The 19702-nt window shown below is 70.6% G+C and carries 21 protein-coding genes and 2 tRNA genes; 13 read left to right on the forward strand and 10 right to left on the reverse strand.

Annotated elements, in window-relative coordinates; translation table 11 throughout:
- The first annotated feature begins 40 nt into the window (after positions 1 to 40).
- The 6 genes from EHW97_RS07015 (at position 41) to EHW97_RS15280 (ending at position 4765) form a co-directional block, all read left to right on the forward strand.
- Positions 41 to 1195: a glutamate--cysteine ligase gene (locus EHW97_RS07015; RefSeq protein ID WP_124236453.1), complete on the forward strand. Its 1155-nt coding sequence runs from the start codon at positions 41 to 43 to the stop codon at positions 1193 to 1195.
- Positions 1192 to 1797 carry a mycothiol-dependent nitroreductase Rv2466c family protein gene (locus EHW97_RS07020; protein WP_279432305.1) on the forward strand — a complete coding sequence of 202 codons (606 nt, stop codon included), beginning with the start codon at positions 1192 to 1194 and terminating at the stop codon, positions 1795 to 1797. Before EHW97_RS07015 ends, EHW97_RS07020 begins: the two co-directional genes overlap by 4 nt.
- Before the next feature lie 167 nt (positions 1798 to 1964).
- Positions 1965 to 2423 carry a ribose-5-phosphate isomerase gene (locus tag EHW97_RS07025; RefSeq protein ID WP_124236454.1) on the forward strand — a complete coding sequence of 153 codons (459 nt, stop codon included), beginning with the start codon at positions 1965 to 1967 and terminating at the stop codon, positions 2421 to 2423.
- Entirely contained in the window at positions 2416 to 3237 is an 822-nt protein-coding gene (locus EHW97_RS07030) for an Fpg/Nei family DNA glycosylase (protein ID WP_124236455.1), read from the forward strand. Before EHW97_RS07025 ends, EHW97_RS07030 begins: the two co-directional genes overlap by 8 nt.
- A gap of 61 nt (positions 3238 to 3298) precedes the next feature.
- Entirely contained in the window at positions 3299 to 4411 is a 1113-nt protein-coding gene (locus EHW97_RS07035) for a PP2C family protein-serine/threonine phosphatase (protein ID WP_124236456.1), read from the forward strand.
- A 186-nt stretch (positions 4412 to 4597) separates the two neighbouring features.
- Positions 4598 to 4765, forward strand: coding sequence for a hypothetical protein (locus tag EHW97_RS15280; RefSeq protein WP_166367423.1), 168 nt, complete (start codon positions 4598 to 4600; stop codon positions 4763 to 4765).
- Between the two features lie 39 nt (positions 4766 to 4804).
- Here the strand turns inward: EHW97_RS15280 and EHW97_RS07040 are convergent.
- Positions 4805 to 4878, reverse strand: a tRNA-Gly gene (locus tag EHW97_RS07040).
- A gap of 58 nt (positions 4879 to 4936) precedes the next feature.
- Entirely contained in the window at positions 4937 to 5476 is a 540-nt protein-coding gene (locus tag EHW97_RS07045) for a nucleoside/nucleotide kinase family protein (protein ID WP_124236457.1), read from the reverse strand.
- A 71-nt stretch (positions 5477 to 5547) separates the two neighbouring features.
- Between EHW97_RS07045 and EHW97_RS07050 the strand changes: the two genes are divergently transcribed.
- The 6 genes from EHW97_RS07050 (at position 5548) to EHW97_RS07075 (ending at position 9789) form a co-directional block, all read left to right on the forward strand.
- Positions 5548 to 5621 (forward strand) — tRNA-Pro (locus EHW97_RS07050).
- A gap of 47 nt (positions 5622 to 5668) precedes the next feature.
- Positions 5669 to 6184 carry a metallophosphoesterase family protein gene (locus EHW97_RS07055; protein ID WP_166367424.1) on the forward strand — a complete coding sequence of 172 codons (516 nt, stop codon included), beginning with the start codon at positions 5669 to 5671 and terminating at the stop codon, positions 6182 to 6184.
- Positions 6185 to 6316: 132 nt separating this feature from the next.
- Entirely contained in the window at positions 6317 to 7681 is a 1365-nt protein-coding gene (gene tig / locus EHW97_RS07060; RefSeq protein ID WP_124236459.1) for a trigger factor, read from the forward strand.
- A 42-nt stretch (positions 7682 to 7723) separates the two neighbouring features.
- A complete protein-coding gene (locus tag EHW97_RS07065) occupies positions 7724 to 8845 on the forward strand; it encodes an esterase/lipase family protein (protein WP_124236460.1) in 1122 nt (373 codons plus the stop codon).
- Between the two features lie 9 nt (positions 8846 to 8854).
- Entirely contained in the window at positions 8855 to 9316 is a 462-nt protein-coding gene (locus EHW97_RS07070) for an SRPBCC family protein (protein WP_124236461.1), read from the forward strand.
- Complete coding sequence (locus EHW97_RS07075) at positions 9313 to 9789, forward strand: SRPBCC family protein (protein WP_124236462.1); 477 nt, start codon at positions 9313 to 9315, stop codon at positions 9787 to 9789. Before EHW97_RS07070 ends, EHW97_RS07075 begins: the two co-directional genes overlap by 4 nt.
- On the opposite strand, the gene EHW97_RS07080 is transcribed toward EHW97_RS07075, so the two are convergent.
- Genes EHW97_RS07080 through EHW97_RS07110 form a run of 7 tightly spaced genes read right to left on the reverse strand, consistent with a single transcriptional unit; the run spans position 9780 to position 17773 of the window.
- Complete coding sequence (locus tag EHW97_RS07080) at positions 9780 to 10775, reverse strand: Gfo/Idh/MocA family oxidoreductase (RefSeq protein ID WP_124236463.1); 996 nt, start codon at positions 10773 to 10775, stop codon at positions 9780 to 9782. The genes EHW97_RS07075 and EHW97_RS07080 overlap by 10 nt on opposite strands.
- A gap of 5 nt (positions 10776 to 10780) precedes the next feature.
- Positions 10781 to 12277, reverse strand: a complete 1497-nt coding sequence (locus EHW97_RS07085) for a CoA-acylating methylmalonate-semialdehyde dehydrogenase (protein ID WP_124236464.1) — start codon at positions 12275 to 12277, stop codon at positions 10781 to 10783.
- 1 nt (position 12278) lies between these two features.
- Positions 12279 to 14198 carry a 3D-(3,5/4)-trihydroxycyclohexane-1,2-dione acylhydrolase (decyclizing) gene (gene iolD / locus EHW97_RS07090; RefSeq protein WP_124236465.1) on the reverse strand — a complete coding sequence of 640 codons (1920 nt, stop codon included), beginning with the start codon at positions 14196 to 14198 and terminating at the stop codon, positions 12279 to 12281.
- Complete coding sequence (gene iolB / locus EHW97_RS07095) at positions 14195 to 15079, reverse strand: 5-deoxy-glucuronate isomerase (protein WP_243696333.1); 885 nt, start codon at positions 15077 to 15079, stop codon at positions 14195 to 14197. Before iolB ends, iolD begins: the two co-directional genes overlap by 4 nt.
- On the reverse strand, positions 15076 to 15930 hold the full coding sequence (locus EHW97_RS07100; RefSeq protein WP_465252548.1) for a Cgl0159 family (beta/alpha)8-fold protein: 855 nt from the start codon (positions 15928 to 15930) through the stop codon (positions 15076 to 15078). Before EHW97_RS07100 ends, iolB begins: the two co-directional genes overlap by 4 nt.
- Positions 15931 to 15944: 14 nt before the next feature.
- Positions 15945 to 16877 carry a 5-dehydro-2-deoxygluconokinase gene (gene iolC / locus EHW97_RS07105; RefSeq protein ID WP_124236504.1) on the reverse strand — a complete coding sequence of 311 codons (933 nt, stop codon included), beginning with the start codon at positions 16875 to 16877 and terminating at the stop codon, positions 15945 to 15947.
- 20 nt (positions 16878 to 16897) lie between these two features.
- Positions 16898 to 17773 (reverse strand): TIM barrel protein, encoded by an 876-nt coding sequence (locus EHW97_RS07110; RefSeq protein ID WP_124236468.1) that lies wholly within the window; start codon positions 17771 to 17773, stop codon positions 16898 to 16900.
- A gap of 120 nt (positions 17774 to 17893) precedes the next feature.
- Between EHW97_RS07110 and EHW97_RS07115 the strand changes: the two genes are divergently transcribed.
- The gene (locus tag EHW97_RS07115) at positions 17894 to 18631 is read left to right on the forward strand and encodes a GntR family transcriptional regulator (RefSeq protein WP_124236469.1); all 738 of its coding nucleotides are present in this window, start codon (positions 17894 to 17896) and stop codon (positions 18629 to 18631) included.
- Here the strand turns inward: EHW97_RS07115 and EHW97_RS07120 are convergent.
- Complete coding sequence (locus EHW97_RS07120; RefSeq protein WP_208001931.1) at positions 18612 to 19634, reverse strand: Gfo/Idh/MocA family protein; 1023 nt, start codon at positions 19632 to 19634, stop codon at positions 18612 to 18614. The two genes, EHW97_RS07115 and EHW97_RS07120, sit on opposite strands and share 20 nt — an antisense overlap.
- Positions 19635 to 19702 lie beyond the last annotated feature (68 nt).

The following is a 19702-nucleotide window of genomic DNA, read 5'->3' on the forward strand; positions in this document are numbered from 1 at the left end:
CTGGGCGGGCGAATTCGCGTCGGTCCGGCAGGATGAGGACGTGGACGAGATCCGGTTCGCCCCTTCGCGGCGGTCGACCGTGGGCATCGAGTGGGAGCTCGCGCTCGTGGACAGCGATTCGGGCGACCTGCGCCAGGTCGCCCAGACCGTCCTCGACGCACTCGCCGGACCCCAGGGCCAGGAACACCCGCACATCAAGCAGGAACTGCTGCTGAACACCGTCGAGGTCGTCACCGGCGTGTGCGACACCGTGGGGGAGGCGGCGACCGATCTGGGCCAGAGCATCGAGTCGCTGCGCCCGATCCTCGATCCGCTGCGTGTGGAGCTCATGTGCGCGGGCACGCACCCGTTCGCGCGGTGGACTCAGCAGAAAGTCACTGACAAACAGCGATACGCCACCCTCATCGACCGCACCCAGTGGTGGGGCCGGCAGATGCTCATCTACGGCGTCCACATCCACGTCGGGATCGAGGAGCGCGACAAGGTCCTCCCGATCAGCCGCGCGCTCATGACCCACTACGGACACCTGCAGGCGCTCAGCGCCTCGTCGCCGTTCTGGGGCGGGCAGGACACCGGCTACGCGTCGAACCGTGCGCTGATGTTCCAGCAGCTGCCGACCGCAGGCCTGCCGTTCCAGTTCGACACGTGGCCCGAGCTCGAGCGCTATGTCGCCGACATGCTCAAGACCGGCGTCATCGACGTCTTCGACGAGATCCGCTGGGACATCCGGCCGTCGCCCAAGTTCGGCACGATCGAGGTGCGGGTCTGCGACGGCATCCCGACGATGGCCGAGCTGGCGAGCATCGCCGCGCTGACCCAGTGCCTCGTCGAGTACTACTCGCGCGAACTCGACGCCGGCCGAGTCACTCCGGCGCTGCCGTCGTGGTTCACGCAGGAGAACAAGTGGCGGGCCGCGCGGTACGGCATGGACACGATCCTCATCCTCGATGCCGAGGGGGAGGAGGACCTCGTCGCCACAGATCTGTCCGAGCGCGTCCTGCCGATGCTCGAGCCGATCGCCGCGGACCTGGGCTGCCCCGGCGAGCTCGCGGGGGTGCGCGACATCATGGACATCGGCGCGTCGTACCAGCGGCAGCGCGCCGTGGCCGCACGTCACGGCGGTGCCCTCGACGCCGTCGTCCGATCGCTCGTCGCCGAGATGCGTGCGGGCCGACCTCTGGAAGGTGAGCTGTGAGCAAGGAATCCGTCGACTTCTGGTTCGATCCGCTGTGCCCGTGGGCCTGGATGACCTCGCGCTGGATGCTCGAGGTCGAGAAGGTCCGCGATGTCGAGACCCACTTCCACCTCATGAGCCTCTACGTGCTCAACGAGGACAAGGACATCCCCGACGACTACCGCGAGATGCTCTCGACCGCGATGGAGCCGGTCCGGGTGTGCCAGGCGGCGGCCGAGCACGCCGGTCCCAAGGTGTTGCGCGACCTCTACACCGCGCTCGGCACGCGGCGGCACAACGGCGGCCGCGACTTCGACCGGGAGCTGTTCGTCGAGGCGCTCGAGGAGGCCGGCCTTCCCACCGAGCTCGCCGACGCGGCCGACTCGACCGAGTACGACGACGCGATCCGCGCCTCGCACGCCGAGGGCATCGGCCTGGTCGGCGAGGAGGTCGGCACTCCGGTCATCGCGATCGCGGGCACCGCGTTCTTCGGACCCGTGCTGAGCCCCGCTCCTCGCGGCGAGGAGGCCGGCAAGGTCTTCGACGGCGCCCGGCTCCTCGCGGGTTACGACGGCTTCTTCGAGCTCAAGCGCACCCGCACCCGCGACCCCATCTTCGACTGACCTCGCGCGCTCGCCCGCGGAGCGCCGGGCCGCGGATTACCAGGTTACGTAGGTTTCTTGTCACTCCTCCGGGTGAGTTCGCCTGGTGAAGTGCCGGAAAACCTACATAACCTGGTAATCCGTCACCGCCGGGGAGCGGCGCGGCCACCGCCTGGGATACTCGTGGCATGCGCGTCCACATCGGTGCCGATCACGCCGGCTACGAGCTCAAGACCCATCTCATCGCCTGGCTGACCGAGCAGGGTCACGAGCCGGTCGACCACGGAGCGTTCGAGTACGACGCCGACGACGACTACCCGCCGTTCTGCGTCGCCGCGGCCGAGGCGACCGTCGCAGACCCCGGCTCGCTGGGCCTCGTGCTGGGCGGTTCGGGCAACGGCGAGCAGATCGCCGCGAACAAGGTCAAGGGAGCCCGCGCGGCCCTCGCCTGGAGCGTCGAGACGGCCAAGCTCGCGCGCCAGCACAACAACGCCCAGATCATCGGCATCGGCGCGCGCCAGCACACGGTCGAGGAGATCGAGGCCATCGTCGAGGCCTTCCTCACCACGCCGTGGAGCGACGCGGAACGCCACCAGCGCCGCATCGACCTCCTCGCGCAGTACGAGGAGACCGGATCGTTTGCCTGAGGGGCACACCCTCCACCGGCTCGCGCGGGATCTGACCGCCGACTTCGGTGGCCATCGGGTCGCGTCGTCGAGTCCGCAGGGGCGGTTCGAGGTCGCAGCGTCGCTCGACGGTGCCGTGCTGAGCGAGGGCACCGCGTGGGGCAAGCATCTGTTCGTCCGATTCGACGGCCGGCCCGAGCAGGTGCACGTCCACCTCGGCCTGTACGGCGCGTTCACGTTCCTCGACGCGGACGATCCGCCGGTCACCGGTCAGGTGCGGTGGCGCCTGGCGCGGCCCGGCCTCACCGCCGACCTGCGCGGTCCGACGGCCTGCGAACTGCTGACGCCCGACGAGGTGGACCGGATCCTGGACCGCCTCGGCCCCGATCCGATCCGGCCGGACGCCGATCCCGAGCGCTTCGTCACGCGCGTGCTGCGCTCGCGCGCGCCGATCGCGACGTTGCTGATGGATCAGGCGGTCATCGCCGGCGTGGGCAACGTCTATCGGGCCGAGGTGCTCTTCCGGCTCGGCCTCGACCCCTTCGTCCCCGGGCGTGACCTGACCGCGAAGCGGGTCCGGGCGATCTGGGACGACCTCGTCGAACTCATGGCGGCGGGGGTCGTCTCGGGCCGCATCGACACCGTCCGGCCTGAGCACGAACCTGAGGCGATGGGCCGGCCGCCGCGCGAGGACGACCACGGCGGCGAGGTCTACGTCTACCGTCGTTCGGGTATGCCGTGCTGGGTCTGCGGGACCTTCGTGCGCACCCAGCCGATCGCGGCGCGCAACCTCTTCTGGTGCCCGCGGTGTCAGCGCAAGCCGCGCCGCCGCTGAGCAGCCGACATCACGTTCGTCGCGCCGTCGGTCACGTGCCGCCGCCCGATAGTGTTCATACATGCGCCCGTCGTCCATCTCGCCTCGCCGCTCGGCGTTGCGATATGCCGACGACGTCGTCGATCGCTGGCGCCACGGGAGCCCGGAGGGGCAGACCATCGTGCTGTCGGTCCTCATCGCGGCGACCGTCCTCATGTTCTTCGGCTCGATCGCCTGGTACGGCGTGTTCCCGGCCGTCTCGTTCCTGCTGCCGCTGGTCGTGGGCGGGCTCATGTTGCGCTGGAAGCCGCTCGCCGGGCTGACGGCGGTCGCGCTGATCGCAGCGGTCGGCGCCGTCGCGATCGAGGCGACGCGGACCGGTCTCCCGGCAGGCCGGATCGGAACCATCGTCGTCATCGTGGTCGTCGCGCTGTTGCAGCTGTACATGGCGCGACTCAACCGTTCTGAACTGCCCGGTCCGGTGGGGCAGGCGATGTTCGTCGACCTGCGGGACCGGCTGCAAGCGCAGGGCAACATCCCGGCTCTCCCGGAGGGGTGGCGCATCGAGTCGCTCATCCGCTCCGCCGAGGGAACCAGTTATGCCGGCGACTTCATGGTCGCGCACCTCTCGCAAGACGACACCCACCTCGAGATCGTCCTCGTCGACGTGTGCGGCAAGGGCGTCGCTGCGGGCACTCAGGCGCTGCAGTTCTCCGGCGCACTGGGCGGGTTGATCGGCTCGCTGCCGCCGCTCGGGTTCTTCTCGGCGGCGAACGACTACCTGCTGCGCCAGCACTGGGTCGAGGGGTTCGCGACGGCCGTGCACGTGGCCATCGACTTCGCGAGCGGCCGCTACACGATCCTCAACGCCGGCCACCCGCCCGTGTTGCGCTGGTGCTCGCGCAACGACAGCTGGTACATCGACGGTGCGTCGGGCACCGCCCTCGGGGTGACCGACCGCCCGCACTTCCAGCCGAGCGAGGGCGTCCTCGAGCCCGGTGAGGCGCTGCTGCTCTACACCGACGGCGTCGTGGAGTCGCGGGGGCATGACCTGGCCGACGGCATCCACGCGTTGCAGGACAACGCCGCCGACGCGATCCGGCTCGGCTTCGCCGGTGCGCCCGGCCGCATCCTCGAACGGGTCCCGGACCGCGGCGACGACCGCGCCGTGCTGCTCATCGAGCGCGAAGCCTGACCCGCCGCCGTTACTCCTCGCCTCGGGTGCCCCTCCCCGCGAGTGGCGCAATATGGGGACTTTTCCGCCGCGACTTCACCGATTCTGCGCCACTCGCTCACCACTTTGCGCCACTCGCGGAGGGCGGGATCGACGGCGAGTGCGGCCGCCCCGCGTATCGCGGCCGGCGCACTTAGGCTCGGTGGCATGAACCTCAACATGTTGAGCGGGATGTTCATCGGGATGGCGATCGGCATCAGCCTGTCGCTGGCGCTCGATCAGTGGGCGTTCATCGGCTTCGGCGTCGCGCTCGGCGTTGCCTTCGGCATGGCGTTCAGCGAGCAGGACGACGAAGAGAGCGACGAGCGCGAATGAGAAGACCCCCGCCGGCGGGGCCGGGCGGGGGTCGAAGCGAGCGGACGACGGGACTCGAACCCGCAACATTCTGCTTGGAAGGCAGAGACTCTAGCCAATTGAGCTACGTCCGCGACGCTGCCGTCGGCAGCGGCTCTATCGTGCCATACGGTGCCGCGCGGCGTGCAAGCACTACCCCGTGCGGATGACGAGATCGGCGGCGCCGGCGGTCATCTCGCGCGCGAAGTGCGCACGTTCCTGCGCGGCCCAGACGTCCCACCACGGCGCGAACGTCTCGCCGTCGCGAGCGAGCGCGCGCTCCTTGCGGACGGGTTCTGGCGCCTCCAGCCACACGAGCAGGCTGAGAAAAGGTCGCAGTGCCATCGCACCGGCCCCGACACCCTCGACGATCAGCGTCGGCACCGGCGGCACGAGGATCTCGTCGCCGGGCCGGTCCCGCTCCCAGTCCCACCGCCGCGCGCGTCCGAACTCGTCCACGGCGAGGGCCGCGAGGACGTCGCGCACGATCGGAACCGTCGCCTCCAGACCGTGCCAGCCCGGGTACACGTCCTCGAGGCTGAACACCGCCGCCGAGACGCGTTCGGCCAACTGCTCGGCGAACGACGACTTGCCCGCCCCGCTCCGTCCGTCGACCGCGACCACCCGCACGCGGCCGCATGCGGGCTCGCGCTCGGCGAGGGCGTCGGCGACGACATCGAATGCGGAACTCACGCTCCGATCGTGCCAGGCGGCTCGAAGTCCGGCACGGACGCTAGGATCATCGGGTCGGAGTCACCCGGCACCGGGATGTAGCGCAGCTTGGTAGCGCATCCGCTTTGGGAGCGGAGGGTCGCAGGTTCAAATCCTGTCATCCCGACCGACGGTCCGCGCGCGCATCGGCGCGGGGCTTGGCACGATGGAGCGGTGCCGACGCGACTGCTCCTCCTCGCCGACACCCATGTCCCCGCGCGAGCCAAGCGCATTCCCGCAGACGTGTGGCGCGCCGTCGACGCCGCGGACGTGGTGGTGCACGCGGGGGACTGGGTCGATGTCGCCACCCTCGACGCGCTGGAACAGCGGGCCGCCCGCCTGATCGGTGTCTACGGCAACAACGACGGGCCGGAGCTTCGGGCCCGGCTTCCCGAGGTCGCCGTCGAGCAGATCGAGGGCCTGCGCTGCGGAGTGGTGCACGAGACGGGTGCGGCCCAAGGTCGTGAGCGGCGCATGGATGAGGCGTACGCCGGTGATCGGTTGGACCTGCTCGTCTTCGGTCACAGCCACATCCCCTGGGACACCGTCACGCCCGGCGGAATGCGGCTGCTCAATCCCGGCTCGCCGACCGACCGCCGCCGCCAGCCCGTCTGCACGATGATGACGGCCGTCCTCGACGGCTCCGAGCTGCGGGACGTCACCCTCGTCCCCGTCGACCGCAGCAGCTGACTACGCCGGCTGGAAACGGCCGCGCAGGCCCTGGAACGGCCATCCGTCCCGCCCCGTACACTGAAGTGTGGCCCGGGCGAGCCGCGACTCGTCGTGCCCCAGTGCTTTCCGACCAACCCAGGAGTCAACAACGTGAAGAGCAGCACCGAAACGCTGAGCCCCACCCGGGTCAAGCTCACCATCGAGGTGCCGTTCGAGGAGTTCAAGCCCGACCTCGACAAGGCGTACAAGTCCATCGGCTCGCAGATCACGGTTCCTGGGTTCCGCAAGGGCAAGGTGCCGGCGGCGATCGTCGACCAGCGCATCGGCCGTGCCGCCGTGCTCGACGAGGCGCTCAACGCTGCGCTCCCGGGCTGGTACAACGCCGCTCTGCAGCAGGAGAGCCTCCAGCCGCTCGGCCAGCCCGACATCGACCTCACCAAGTTCAACGACGGTGACGACATCGAGATCACCGCCGAGCTGGACGTCCGCCCCACGATCGAACTGCCCGAGCTGTCGGGCATCGAGGTGGAGGTCGAGGACGCCGAGGTCACCGACGCCGACATCGACGAGCAGCTCGAGGCGCTGCGCGAGCGCTTCGCCACCTTCACGGACGTCGACCGCGCCGCCGCCGAGGGCGACTCGGTCACGATCGACCTGTCCGCCGCGCAGAAGGACGGCACGCCGATCGAGGAGGCGCAGGCCTCCGGTCTCCCGTACGTCGTCGGCAAGGCCACGATGATCGAGGGCCTCGACGAGGCGCTCATCGGCCTCGCCAAGGGTGAGAGCAAGACCTTCGAGACCAAGCTCGTCGGCGGCGACCTCGCCGGCCAGGACGTCGACGTCACCGTGACCCTCACCGAGGTCAAGGAGCAGCACCTGCCCGAGGTCGACGAGGAGTTCGTCCAGATGGCCTCGGAGTTCGACACCGTCGAGGAGCTCCGCGAGGACCTGCGTGAGCGGCTGACCCGCGGTAAGCGCATGGAGCAGGCCGCCGAGGCCCGCGACCTCGTGCTCGAGCAGATCCTCGACAAGGCCGAGGTCCCGCTGCCCGAGACCCTCGTGGAGACCGAGCTCAACGCCCGCCGCGACCAGGTCCAGCAGCAGCTGCAGTTCGCCGGCCTGACCTTCGAGGGCTACCTCGAGGACCAGGGTCAGACCGCCGACGAGTTCGAAGCCGAGCTCGAGCGCGGCGTGCGCGACTCGATCGCCGCTCAGTTCGTGCTCGACCAGGTCGTCGAGAACAACGAGTTCGGCATCGACGACCAGGAACTCAGCGAGCACATCATGCGCCGCGCCCAGGAGTCGGGCCAGGACCCGAACCAGTTCATCCAGCACATCATGGAGCACAACCACGTGCCCGAGATGGTCGGTGAGGTCATGCGCGGCAAGGCGCTCGCCTCGCTCGTCGAGGGCGCGACGGTCAAGGACAAGTCCGGCAATGTGCTCGATCTGGCCAGCCTGCGCGCCGACGGCTCCGTCGCCGACGCGGACGCCGAGGAGGAGGCCGGCAACTGACGTTGCCGCGCTGCCGTCGCCTCGGCACGGCACCATGAAGGTATGCCCAGCACCACGGCTCGTACCACCGACGTCGCCGCACTCGCTCTCGAGTGCGGCGATCGTTGGGTTCTGGGCACGGTGCGCGACGCTCACCTGAACCTCGCCGGCCGTCTCTTCGCGCCCGTGCGCGAGATCGGCGGGCGCACCCCCGAGCGGGTGCACGACGGACTCGCCCGTGCCGCGTACGGCGGGGCCTCGGCTGCGCTGCGGCTCGGCAGCGCCGGTGCGCGCGGGCTGTCGCGCCGCGGCATCGGGCGGCCGCTCGACGCCAACCCGGCAGGACGGCGGCTGCGGGCGGTGGTCAACGGGCTCATGGGAGAGCAGTTGCGATCACTCGACGATCCGCATGCCCTCACGATGTCCGTGCGCGTCGGCGGTCGCGAGGTCCCGGCAGCTCGATGGGCACTGCATGAGGCCTACCTGGACGCGACCGGGCACGTCGTGGTCCTCGTGCACGGGCTGTGCCAGGACGATGAGAGCTGGCAACTCGACGCCGAGAGCCGCCGGACCTACCTCGAGCTGATCGGCGACGAGATCGACGGCACCCCCGTCACGGTGCGCTACAACACGGGTTTGCCGGCCACCGAGAACGGCCGGCTGCTCGCGCATCTCGTCGGCGAACTCGTCGAGCACTGGCCCGTCCGCGTCACCCGCCTGACGTTCGTCGGCCACGGGATGGGTGCGGTGGTGGCTCGTACGTCCCTCAGTCACGCTGCGGCGGCCCACGAGGACTGGACCGGGCTCGTCCGTGACGTCGTCTGCCTCGGTTCGCCGCACCTCGGGGCTCCATGGGAGAAGGCCGCCGAGGTGTCCACCGCGCTCGTCTCCGCACTGGTGCGCTCCCGGCCGGTGCGCCTCAGCCTGGAACCGGCGCCGGGGTCGAGCGCGCTGCGCGTCGGTCTCGTGGACGGTGAGCGCTGGGAGGGCCGCGACGTCACCGCCCGCTGGGGGCGTGACCGACGCGCCGTCGCACCGTTGCCGCACGTCGCGTACCGGTTCGTCGCCTCCGACGAGGGTGCGCTCGGCGACCGCGCCCTGTTGAATCACCCCCTGGTGGGCAGGCGTCTGGTCGCGTGGCTCTCAGCCCGCGATGACCAGCCCCGGGCGCTGACCGCCCGGTAGTCTCCGCACATGGCAAACAACAGTTACATCGGCGGAAGCATCGACATCGCGGCGAGCCCGGCCGAGGTCTGGGCCGTGGTCAGCGATCTCCAGCGCATGGGGGAGTGGAGCCCGCAGTGCCGCAAGATGATCATCCGCGGCGGCGCCGTGCGTCATGGGACCCGCACCGTCAACATCAACCGGCAGGGTGCGCTCGTCTGGCCGACGCGGTCGGTCGTGACGGCGTTCGAGCCGGAGAAGACGCTGCAGTTCCAGATCCTCGAGAACCGCACCGCGTGGACCTTCGAACTGGAGCCGACAGCGACCGGCACCCGACTGACCGAGAGCCGTACCACCCCGCGGGGAGTCAGCGCGATCTCGAACTTCCTCACCGAGAACGTGCTGGGCGGGACGGAGAAGTTCGAGCAGGGGCTGCAGCGGGGCATCCACCAGACGCTGCAGCGGATCAAGGCCGCCGCGGAGTCGCGATGAGACGTCCGCGCATCGCCCCGCTCGAGGTCGAACGGCACGTGGCCGCGCCGCCCGAGCGCGTGTGGGCGCTGCTGATCCAGCAGGATCGCATGCGCGAGTGGAGCCGGGAGACGGCCTGGCAGTGGTTCCTGCCGCGACGTATCCGGCGCGGCACGTGGAGTCTCAACCTCAACCGCAGCGGCTGGTTCGTCTGGCCCACGCTCAGCCGCTACGCACGAGTCGTCCCGCGCCGTCGCCTGTGCTTCTACGTCTTCGGCCCGGCAGCGTGGTGGACCTACGACCTCGAGCCCGCCGGCGACGGCACGGCCGTCCGGTTGCGCCGCGACCTCAGCGGCGAACGGTCCAGCTGGCTCAGCATCGTGGTGGCCGCGATCGGTCTCGGCGGAGCGCCCGCGCACGACCGCCGGCTCAAGGCCGACATGGCCGCGACGCTCGACGCTCTCGCCAAGGCGGCCGAGACACCTCAGACGTAGAGGTCGGGGCACGGCTCTTGCGGAACCGGCACCGCTCGGCCCTCACGCAGCGAGGCGACGCCGGCGGCGGCGACCACGGTGGCACGGTGTCCTTCCCAGGCGGTGGGACCGACCGGCACGCCGTCGAGCACCGAGTCCGCCCATGCGGCGAGTTCGAGCCGGTACGCGTCGGCGAAGCGCGGACGGAAGTCCGGTGGTACGTCGGCTCCCGCCACGCCTCCGGCCGCGTGCGCGACGAGCGCCGGTGGCACGAGCGCTGCCGTGCCGCCCGTTCCGACGACCTCGCACCGCACGTCGTAGCCGTACGCCGCCTCGATGAACACCTCGACGGTCGCCAGCGTCCCGTTCGCGAGCTTCAGCACCGCGAGCTGGGGATCCCGGAACCCGTCCGCCACCGGTGAGGTCACCTCGATCTGCTCGATCGGGGAGTCCAGCAGCCACGGCACGATGTCGAGCTCGTGGATCATCGAGTTCACCACGATGCCCTCGGTGGTCGCGCTCGGATGACCGACGCGGTTGCGGTGGATGTTGTGCACGAGACGCGGACTGCCTACCCGGCCGGCGGCGACCGCCTCTTTGAGGGAGACGTAACCGGGGTCGAAGCGCCGCATGAATCCGACCGTCACCAGGCGTCGGCCCGCCGCCAGCTCGGCGTCGACCACGGACCGGGACTCGTCCGGATCCGTGCCGAGCGGCTTCTCGCACAGCACCGGCAGGCCGGCGGCGATGGCGGCGCGAGCCAGCGGGGCATGCGTGGGGTCGGGCGAGGCGATGACGACGGCGTCCACCGTCGCGGGATCGATGAGGTCCTCGGCGGACGCAGCCACCTCCGCCCCGACCTCCGTCGCCAGATGCTTGGCGCGGGCGACATCGAGGTCCTGGACGGCGACCACGCGGGCAGCGGGCACCCAACGGTGCAGGGTGCGGACATGGTCGGCGCCCATCGCGCCCGTGCCGATCACGCCGACGCGCAGCGTCTGAGTCATCGTGTTCACCTCGCGGTCGGGAAGTTGAGGGCTGCCAGCGACTCCTCGGAGACGTGCGGCCAGCGCTGGGTGACCACCTTGGCACGGGTGTAGAAGCGGACGCCCTCGGACCCGTGGACGTGGTGGTCTCCGAACAGCGAGTCCTTCCAGCCCCCGAACGAGTGATACGCCATCGGAACGGGGATCGGGACGTTGATGCCGATCATGCCGACCTGGACCTCGCGCTGGAATCGCCGAGCCACCTCGCCCGAGGACGTGAATACGGCCGTGCCGTTGCCGTACGGGTTGGCGTTGATGAGTGAGAGTGCGTCGTCCAGGGTGTCGACGCGCAGCACCGACAGCACGGGGCCGAAGATCTCGTCGGTATAGACCGACATGTCCGTGGTGACGTGGTCGATGAGCGTCGGGCCCACGAAGAACCCGTTCTCGTGGCCGGCGACGGTGTGGTCGCGCCCGTCGACGACCACCTTGGCCCCTTGGGCTTCGCCCTGCTCCACGTACGAGACGACGCGGTCCCGGGCGGCTGCGGTGACGAGCGGCCCCATCTCGGCGTCCGGGTCCAGCCCGGGACCGACGCGCACGTCGAGCGTGCGGGCGCGCAGTTTGTCGACCAGCGCGTCCGCGGCGGGGCCCACGGCGACCACCGCGGAGATCGCCATACAACGCTGGCCGGCCGATCCGTAACCGGAGGCGACCAGATGGTCGGCGGCGAAGTCCAGGTCGGCGTCCGGCATGACGACCGCGTGGTTCTTGGCCCCGCCGAGCGCTTGCACGCGTTTGCCGCTGCGGCTCGCGCGGTCGTGGACGTAGCGCGCGATGGGTGTGGAGCCGACGAAGGAGACGGCGTCCACGTCCTCGTGGTCGAGGAGGGCGTCCACCGCCACCTTGTCGCCGTGGACGACGTTGAACACCCCGTCGGGGAGGCCGGCTTCCTGGTAGAGCTGCGCGACCAGGTCGGAGGCGCCCGGGACCCGCTCGCTGGGCTTGAGCACGAAGGTGTTGCCGCAGGCGATCGCGACCGGATGCATCCACAGCGGCACCATGATCGGGAAGTTGAACGGCGTGATGCCCGCGACCACGCCGAGCGGCTGGCGGAAGGAATGGGAGTCCACCCCGCCGGAGACCTGGTCGTTGTACTCGCCCTTGAGCAGGTGCGGGATGCCGCAGGCGAACTCGACGACCTCCCGCCCCCGGACGACCTCGCCGCGGGCGTCGTCCAGCGTCTTGCCGTGTTCGGAGCTGATCAACGTCGCGAGGTCGTCCTCGTGCCGGACGAGGAGCTCGCGGAACGCGAACATCACGCGCGATCGCGTGGTGAGGGAGGCCTCGGACCACGCGACGAACGCCTCGCGGGCGGCGGCCACGGCGGCGTCGACGTCGGACGGCTCCGCCAGCCGCACCTGCCGGGTCGCGACACCCTGTGCCGGGTCGAAGACGTCCTGCGTCCTGGTGCTGGTGCCGGCGTGGTGCCGGCCGCCGATCCAGTGATCGTACGTGTGCATGTCAGTCGTTCCTCTCCATCGGAGTCAGATGGGGTCGCTGCTCGCTCTTGTGCTTCTCGTAGACGGCGCGGGCGTCGCGCGTGGAGGCGAGCGAGGACACCTCGGCGACCGGGACGTCCCACCAGGCGGGGGAGTCCGGCGCGGGGACGAGCGGGTCGGTCTCGACGTGGATGACCGTCGTCCGCGTCGCCTTCTTCGCGGCGAGCACCGCGTCACGGAGCTCGTCGGCGTTCTCGGCGCGGATGACGTCCGCGCCGAGGCTGGCGGCGTTGGCCGCGAGGTCGACGGGCAGGAGGTCGCCGTCGAGCCCGGAGCCGGTGCGCTCCCGGTAGCGCGTACCGAAGCGCTGGGAGCCGAGCGACTCCGACAGGGCCCCGATCGAGGCGAAGCCGTGGTTCTGCACGAGGATCACGATGATCTTGCGGCCCTCCTGCACGCAGGTGACGAGCTCGCTGTTCATCATCAGGTAGGAGCCGTCGCCGACGAGCACGAACACGTCGCGCTCGTCGTCCTCGTCGTCGACCGCCATCGCGACACCGAGCCCGCCGGGGATCTCGTAGCCCATGCAGGAGAACCCGTATTCGACGTGGTACCCCTTGCGATCGCGGGTCCGCCACAGCTTGTGAAGGTCGCCGGGCATCGAGCCGGCCGCACACACCACCACGTCACGCGGCTCGGACAGTTCGTTCACGGTCCCCAGCACGCGGGACTGCGCGAGCAACGGTGCGTGCTCGCTGCGGTACGCGCTCTCGACCGTCCGGTCCCACTGGCGCGCCAGATCCGTTGCGCGCTGAGTGTGGGCCGGGTCGGTCCGCCAGCCGGCGAGGGCCTCGGTGAGCGCGTCGAGCCCGAGCCGGGCGTCGGCCACCAACGGCAGCGCAGCGAGCTTGTGCGCATCGAAGGAGGCGACGTTGAGGTTGACGAAGCGGACGTCGGGATGGGCGAACACCGTGCGGGACGCGGTGGTGAAGTCGCTGTAGCGGGTGCCCACACCGATCACCAGGTCCGCGTCGGCTGCCAGGGCGTCGGCTGCGGTGGTGCCGGTCGCGCCGATGGCGCCGACGGACTGCGGGTGGTCGTAGGGGAGCGACCCCTTGCCGGCCTGAGTCTCGGCGACGGGAATGCCCGTGGCCTCCGCGAATCGCCGCAGCGCGTCATTCGCCTCGGCATAGGTCGTGCCACCACCGGAGACGACCAGGGGGCGCTGCGCCGATCGGATGGCGGCGGCAGCCCGTTCCACGAGCACCGGCTCCGGGAGGGGACGGGCCACGTGCCAGACACGTTCGGCGAACAGCTCGGCCGGCCAGTCGTGCGCCTCGGCTTGAACGTCCTGCGGCAGGGCGAGGGTGACCGCGCCGGTCTCGGCTGGATCGGTCAGCACACGCATCGCATGGAGCAGGGCGGCGGGCAGTTGCTCGGGTCGGTCGATGCGGTCAAAGTACTTCGACACCGGACGGAAGGCGTCATTGACCGAGACGTCGCCGGCCCGCGAGTCCTCGAGTTCCTGCAGCACCGGGTTCGCGACCCTGGTGGCGAACGTGTCCCCGGGCAGCAGCAGGACCGGCAGCCGGTTGATGGTCGCCAGGGCTGCGCCGGTGACCATGTTCGTCGACCCGGGGCCGACGGACGCCGTGACGGCGAAGGCCGCGAGCCGGTCGCGATGCCGGGCGTAAGCGACCGCCGCATGCACCATGGCCTGCTCGTTGCGCCCCTGGTGGTACCGCAGAGCGTGCGGCGCGTTGCCGGCGTTGCGCTCCACTTCACGCTCCAGCAGCGCCTCGCCGATTCCGGCGACGTTGCCATGGCCGAAGATGCCCCAGCAGCCGGCGAAGAACCGCTGCGTGCGGCCGTCACGCTCGACCGACTGGACCTCGAGGAACCGGACGACCGCTTGCGCGACGGTGAGTCGGACGGTGCTCATGACGTGCGCTCCTGTTCGTGGAGGGGCAGACGGGGATCGATCGGCTGGTGCGTCCAGGTGTCGCGCACCCAGGCGTGGGCCGGGTCGTCGCAGATCAGCCAGGCCCGCACCTGCCCCGGCCCGGCCATGACGTTGAGGAAGTAGAGGTCGTATCCCGGCACCGCCATCGAGGGGCCGTGCCAGCCGTCGGGGATGAGGACGACGTCGCCGGTGCGGACCTCGGCCAGCACGTCGGTCGTCGAGCGCTCGTGGCCGTAGACCCGCTGGTACGCCATTCCCGGTCCGGCCGGGCCGTCGGCGACCTCGAAGTAGTAGATCTCCTCGAGCTGCGTCTCGGCGCCGTCGCGCTCCTCGTCGTGCTTGTGCGGCGGGTACGAGGACCAGTTCCCGCCGGGCGTGATCACTTCGCAGGCGATCATCCGGTCGGCGTCGAGAACTCCCGGCACCCCGAAGTTGTGGACCTGGCGGCTCGCCTGCCCGGCGCCCCGCAGTTCCACGGGCACCCGCGAGGCGGGCAGGTAGGCGGCGGGCAGACGGCGCTCGCAACGGGCCGTGGCGATGGCGAACCGGCCGCCCTCGGCGCTCGCGAGGCTCACCGTCGACCCGCGGCCGGCGTAGACCACGTCGCTCGGTCCGGAGAAGACGTCGCGACGCCCGACGAGGTCGAAGTCCTCCTCGTCGACCGACACCCTGGCGGCGCCGGAGAGGGAGACCACCATCGCCTCGTCGTGCTCGAGGTGATGCTCGTACGTGTCGCCGGCGCCGAGCCGCACGACGACGAGTCCGCTGTGCTGCCACCCGGCGAGTTCCGGGGTGACGGACAGTTCGACGGCGCCGTGGCTCGTGCTGCCGGCCCGCACGAGGGGCTGTGTGTCGGTCACATCATCTCCACGATCGAGTCGACGGCCCGCTCGACCTCGTCGTCGGGCGGGTACAACAGGGACCGGCCGATGGCCATGCCGCGGACGGTGGGGTTCGTGAGCGCGGCGGACCATGCCGCGAACTGCTCGCTCTGGTTGGCGGCGACCTCGCCCCCGAGCAGCATGACCGGCAACGTCGTCGCGGCGAGAACGGCGTTCATGTCCTCGACCACCGGCAGTTTGAGCCAGGTGTGCGCCGAGGTGGAGGCCAAACCGGCGGCGACGGTGGCCGATCGGATCGCAGCCTCGGTCGTCAGCTCGTTGACCAGCCGGCCCTCGGGGGTGCGATGGGAGATGAAGGGCTCGACCATCGCCATGAGACCGCGCTCGGACAGCTCCTCGACCATGCGGGCGGCGCTCTCCAGCGTGCGCGGGGTGAGCGGATCGTTCGGGTCGATGCGCAGCAGCATCTTGCCGCCCTGGAACCCGCGCTGGGCGATCGCCGCAGGGCGGTACCCGGTGAACCGGTCGTCGATCTCGAAGACCGTTCCGGCGAGCCCGCCACGGTTCATCGAGCCGATGACGACCTTGTGCTCCAGCGCGCCGAGCAGCAGGAGGTCCTCGACGATGTCGGCCGTCGCGAGGACGCCGTCGACGCCCGGCCGCGCAAGCGCCCGCACGAGTCGATCGAGCAGATCCGCACGGTCGGCCATCGCGAGGGCCTGTGTGCCGGCCTTGAGGGCCCCCCGGGCCGGATGGTCTGCGGCGACGATGAGCAGACGTCCGGTGTGCCCGCTCAGCCCGGCCGGGCGGACGCGGTCCTGAGCGAGCCGCGTGATGAGTTCGGGTTCCTTGACGCGCGTGCGCACGATGGCGTCGATGTCGATCATGAGGTGCTCTCCCGGTGGTCGGCGAGCAGACGCTCGACCGTGGACGTGTCGGGCATCGCGTCGGCGCACGCCAGTTGCGTCGCCACGTAGGCACCGGCGGCGTTCGCGAAGTCCAGCACCCGGGGCAGCGGCCAGTCGGCGAGCAGGCCGTGGCACAGCGCTCCGCCGAAGGCGTCGCCGGCACCGAGTCCGTTGACGACGTCGACGGGAATCGGACGCGACACCGCCTGCTCGCCGGCGCGCGAACCGAGCACGCCGTCAGGACCCTGCTTGACCACCGCGAGCTCGACGCCGCGCTGGTGGAGCGCCTCGGCAGCAGCGGCCGGATCGCTCTCGCCCACGGCCACCTCGCATTCCTCCCGGTTGCCTACCGCGACGGTGGCGTACGGCAGGGCCTCGCCGATCTTCTTGGCCGCCTGCGCGGGAGAGTCCCAGAACATCGGACGGTAGTCGAGGTCGATGACCGTGATGCCGCGTCTGCCGCGGGCTCGCAGGGCCGCCAGCGTGGCGTCGGCGCTCGGCTCCTGTGACAGCCCGGTGACCGTGACCCAGAAGATCTCCGCGTCGACGATGGCGTCGAGGTCGAGCTCGTCCGCCTGGATCTGGAGATCCGGGGCGGACGGGCGGCGGTAGAAGTACAGCGGGAAATGGTCGGGCGGGAAGATCTCGCAGAACGTCACCGGCGTGGGCAGATCGGGCACCGTGCTGACGAACCGCGGGTCCACGCCGAAGCCGTCGATCGCGCGCCGGACGAAGCGGCCGAACGGATCGTCACCGGTGCGAGTGACGACGGCGCTGCGTCTGCCGTGGCGAGCGGCGGCCACCGCGACGTTGGTGGGCGAGCCGCCGAGGTACTTGCCGAAGGACTCCACGTCCTCGAGCCCGACGCCGACCTGCAGCGGATAGACGTCGACGCTGCACCGCCCCATCGTGATGACGTCGAAACCGGTCACGAGGCCACCTGCAGCACGTAGTCGCGGCTCGCGCGCACATCCCCCAGCGGCCCCTCGCCGTCGGGGACTCCCGACAACTTGATGTCCTGCTCCAGGACGTACCAGCCGGCGTAACCGTGGTCGCGCAGCGCACGGATCATGCGGGCGATCTCGACGTCACCCGCCCCGAGCGGGCGGAAGAGGCCGGCGGCGACGGCGTCACCGAACGGGAGTTCGCCGAGCAGCACCTCGTGCGCGAGCTTCGCGTCGACGTCCTTGAGATGGACGTGCGTGACCCGCTCCGGATGCCGTTCGACGAGCGCGACCGGGTCGGCGCCGCCGACCATGAGATGTCCGGTGTCGACGCACAAGCCGATCCGCGAGCCGGTGAGCACCCGCTCGACCTCGTCGGACGTCTGCACCATCGTGCCCACATGGGGATGGATGGCTGCGACGACGCCCCGCTCGGCGGCGCGTTCGGCGATGCGGTCGAGGTTCTCCAGCAGTGTGCGCCACTGGCCGGCGTCGAGGTCGGGCCGCGCGTCGTAGCCGTCGGCACCGCTCGCCGCCGCGACCACGACGACCTCCGCGCCGGACGCCAGGAGCGCGTCGATGAAGCGGTCGACGATCGGCAGGGGATCGACCGCCGGGTCGTGCAGTACGACTGGCAGGAACCCGCCCACGGCGCGCAATCCGAAGGCGGCGAGGGTCGCCGCCTTCTGCTCCGGATCGTCGGGGAGGAAGCCGTCCGGGCCGAACTCGGTGGCCTCGATACCGAGGTCACGCATCTGCGCCAGGACGTGCTCGGGGGCGAGCTGATGGCCCCAGCCGGGAACCTCGCTGACTCCCCAGGAGATCGGCGCTGCGGCGATGCGGACGGGCGGGTGGGACACGGCGTCCTCCAGGTGTGATGCGGACCACGATGCGGTCCCAGTGTCGGACGCCTCCCGGCGCGGTGTCAATGCTTTGTCAGGACATATTGACGTAGAGGCAAAGCCCGTTAGGCTGACGCCATGTCGGACAGCCTCTCGATCACGCTCGACCGCTCCAGTCCGGTGCCGCTGTATCACCAGGTGGCCCAGCAGCTCGAACTGGCGATCCGTCAGGGTGTGCTCGCTCCGGGGGACAAGATCGACAATGAGATCGCGCTCGCCAATGCCCTCGGGCTGTCCCGTCCGACCATGCGTCAGGCCATCCAGACCCTCGTCGACAAGGGCATGCTGGTGCGCAAACGCGGTGTCGGCACCCAGGTCGTGCACGGCAAGATCCGCCGCAACGTCGAACTCACGAGCCTCTACGACGACCTCGCGGCGGCAGGGCAGCAGCAGCGCACAGAGGTCCTGGCGCTGCAGCGCGAGTCCGCGGACGAAGCTCTCGCCGCGCACCTGCGGCTCACGCCGGGCGAGGAGGTCTGGACGCTCCACCGGCTGCGGTTCGTCAACGACGAGCCACTCGCGCTCTTGCGCAACCATCTGCCCGTCGCCCTCGTCGACCTCGCCGACGCCGAGCTCGAGACGTCGGGCCTGTACGAGCACCTGCGGCGCGCCGGCATCCACCTGCGCGTCGCCGAGCAACGCATCGGAGCCAAGTCGGCCGACGAGCAGGAGCGTGAACTGCTGGCGGCCGGTGACGTTCCGCTGCTGACGATGGAGCGGACGGCCTTCAACGACGCCGGAGCCGTCATCGAGTACGGGCATCACGTCTACCGCTCCGACCTCTACGCCTTCGAGATCACCCTCGTGGATCGCTGACCGCAGCGACCGTCGGCCGCGGGGGAAGCCCCGCCCGGCGGTACGTCGCGTCGATCAGCTGCATCGTCGTGACCGCGTCGTCGGCGTCGGAGAGCATCGGGACCCCGTCACGCACGAGCCGGCGCAGCGCCTCGAGCTGGTAGGTGTACGAGGAACGGGTCCCCAGCCGTTCGGTCACCGTCCGTCCCGTGCGGGCGTCGTGCAGGATGAGCCGGTCATCCGCGTGCGGCCAGATGAACGCGGGCAGGTCGATGTGTCCGCGGCTGCCGCGGATGTGCGCGGCGAAGTGATAGCGGTCAGCCGTCATGTCGGCGACGATCCGGAACTCGGCGCCGGTGGCGGACCGCAGCAGTGCCTCGCTTCGGCTGTCGACGCGCGGATCGTGCGGGGCCTCGGTCGCCCGCGCTTCTGTCACGGTCAGAGCCGCGCCAGCCGGCGTGAGGAGCCGCGCGAGGTGGAGGGCGTAGCAGCCCAGGTCCATCAACGCGCCGCCCGCGAGGTCGTACGACCATCGCGCGTCCCATGGCTCCGGCGGCGGCATGACCAGGAAGATGTCAGCGCCCGTCACGGTCCCGACGGCTCCGTCGTCGATCAGCGTCAGCACACGGTCGATCAGCGGGTGGTAGGCGTAGTGGAACGCCTCGACGAGGTGACGTCCCGACCCGGCGGCGACCTCACGCAGGGACGCGGCCTCGTCGGCGTTCGCCGCCGACGGCTTCTCGCTCAGCACGTGCTTCCCGGCCTCGAGGGCCGCCCGGTTCCAGGGACCGTGCCAGGCGTTGACCAGAGGGTTGTAGACGACCTCGACCTCGGCGTCGCTGACGAGCGCCGCGTAGTGGTCGAGGACCCGTTCGATGCCGTGGCGCGCTGCGAAGTCGGTGGCGCGGTCGCGGTCCCGGGCCGCGACCGCGACCAGCCGGATGCCGAGTTCCTTCGCCGGCGCCACGAGCGCGAGATCGGTGATGCGCGCGGTGCCGAGTACGCCGATGCGCAGTGGTTCCACGATGTCCATCCTCGGTGGGAACGCGACGGCCGGCGCGGCAACACCTGCCACGCCGGCCGTCGCGAACG

The sequence above is a fragment of the Aeromicrobium camelliae genome (genome assembly GCF_003850045.1).
GTDB classification, from domain to species: Bacteria; Actinomycetota; Actinomycetes; order Propionibacteriales; family Nocardioidaceae; genus Aeromicrobium; species Aeromicrobium camelliae.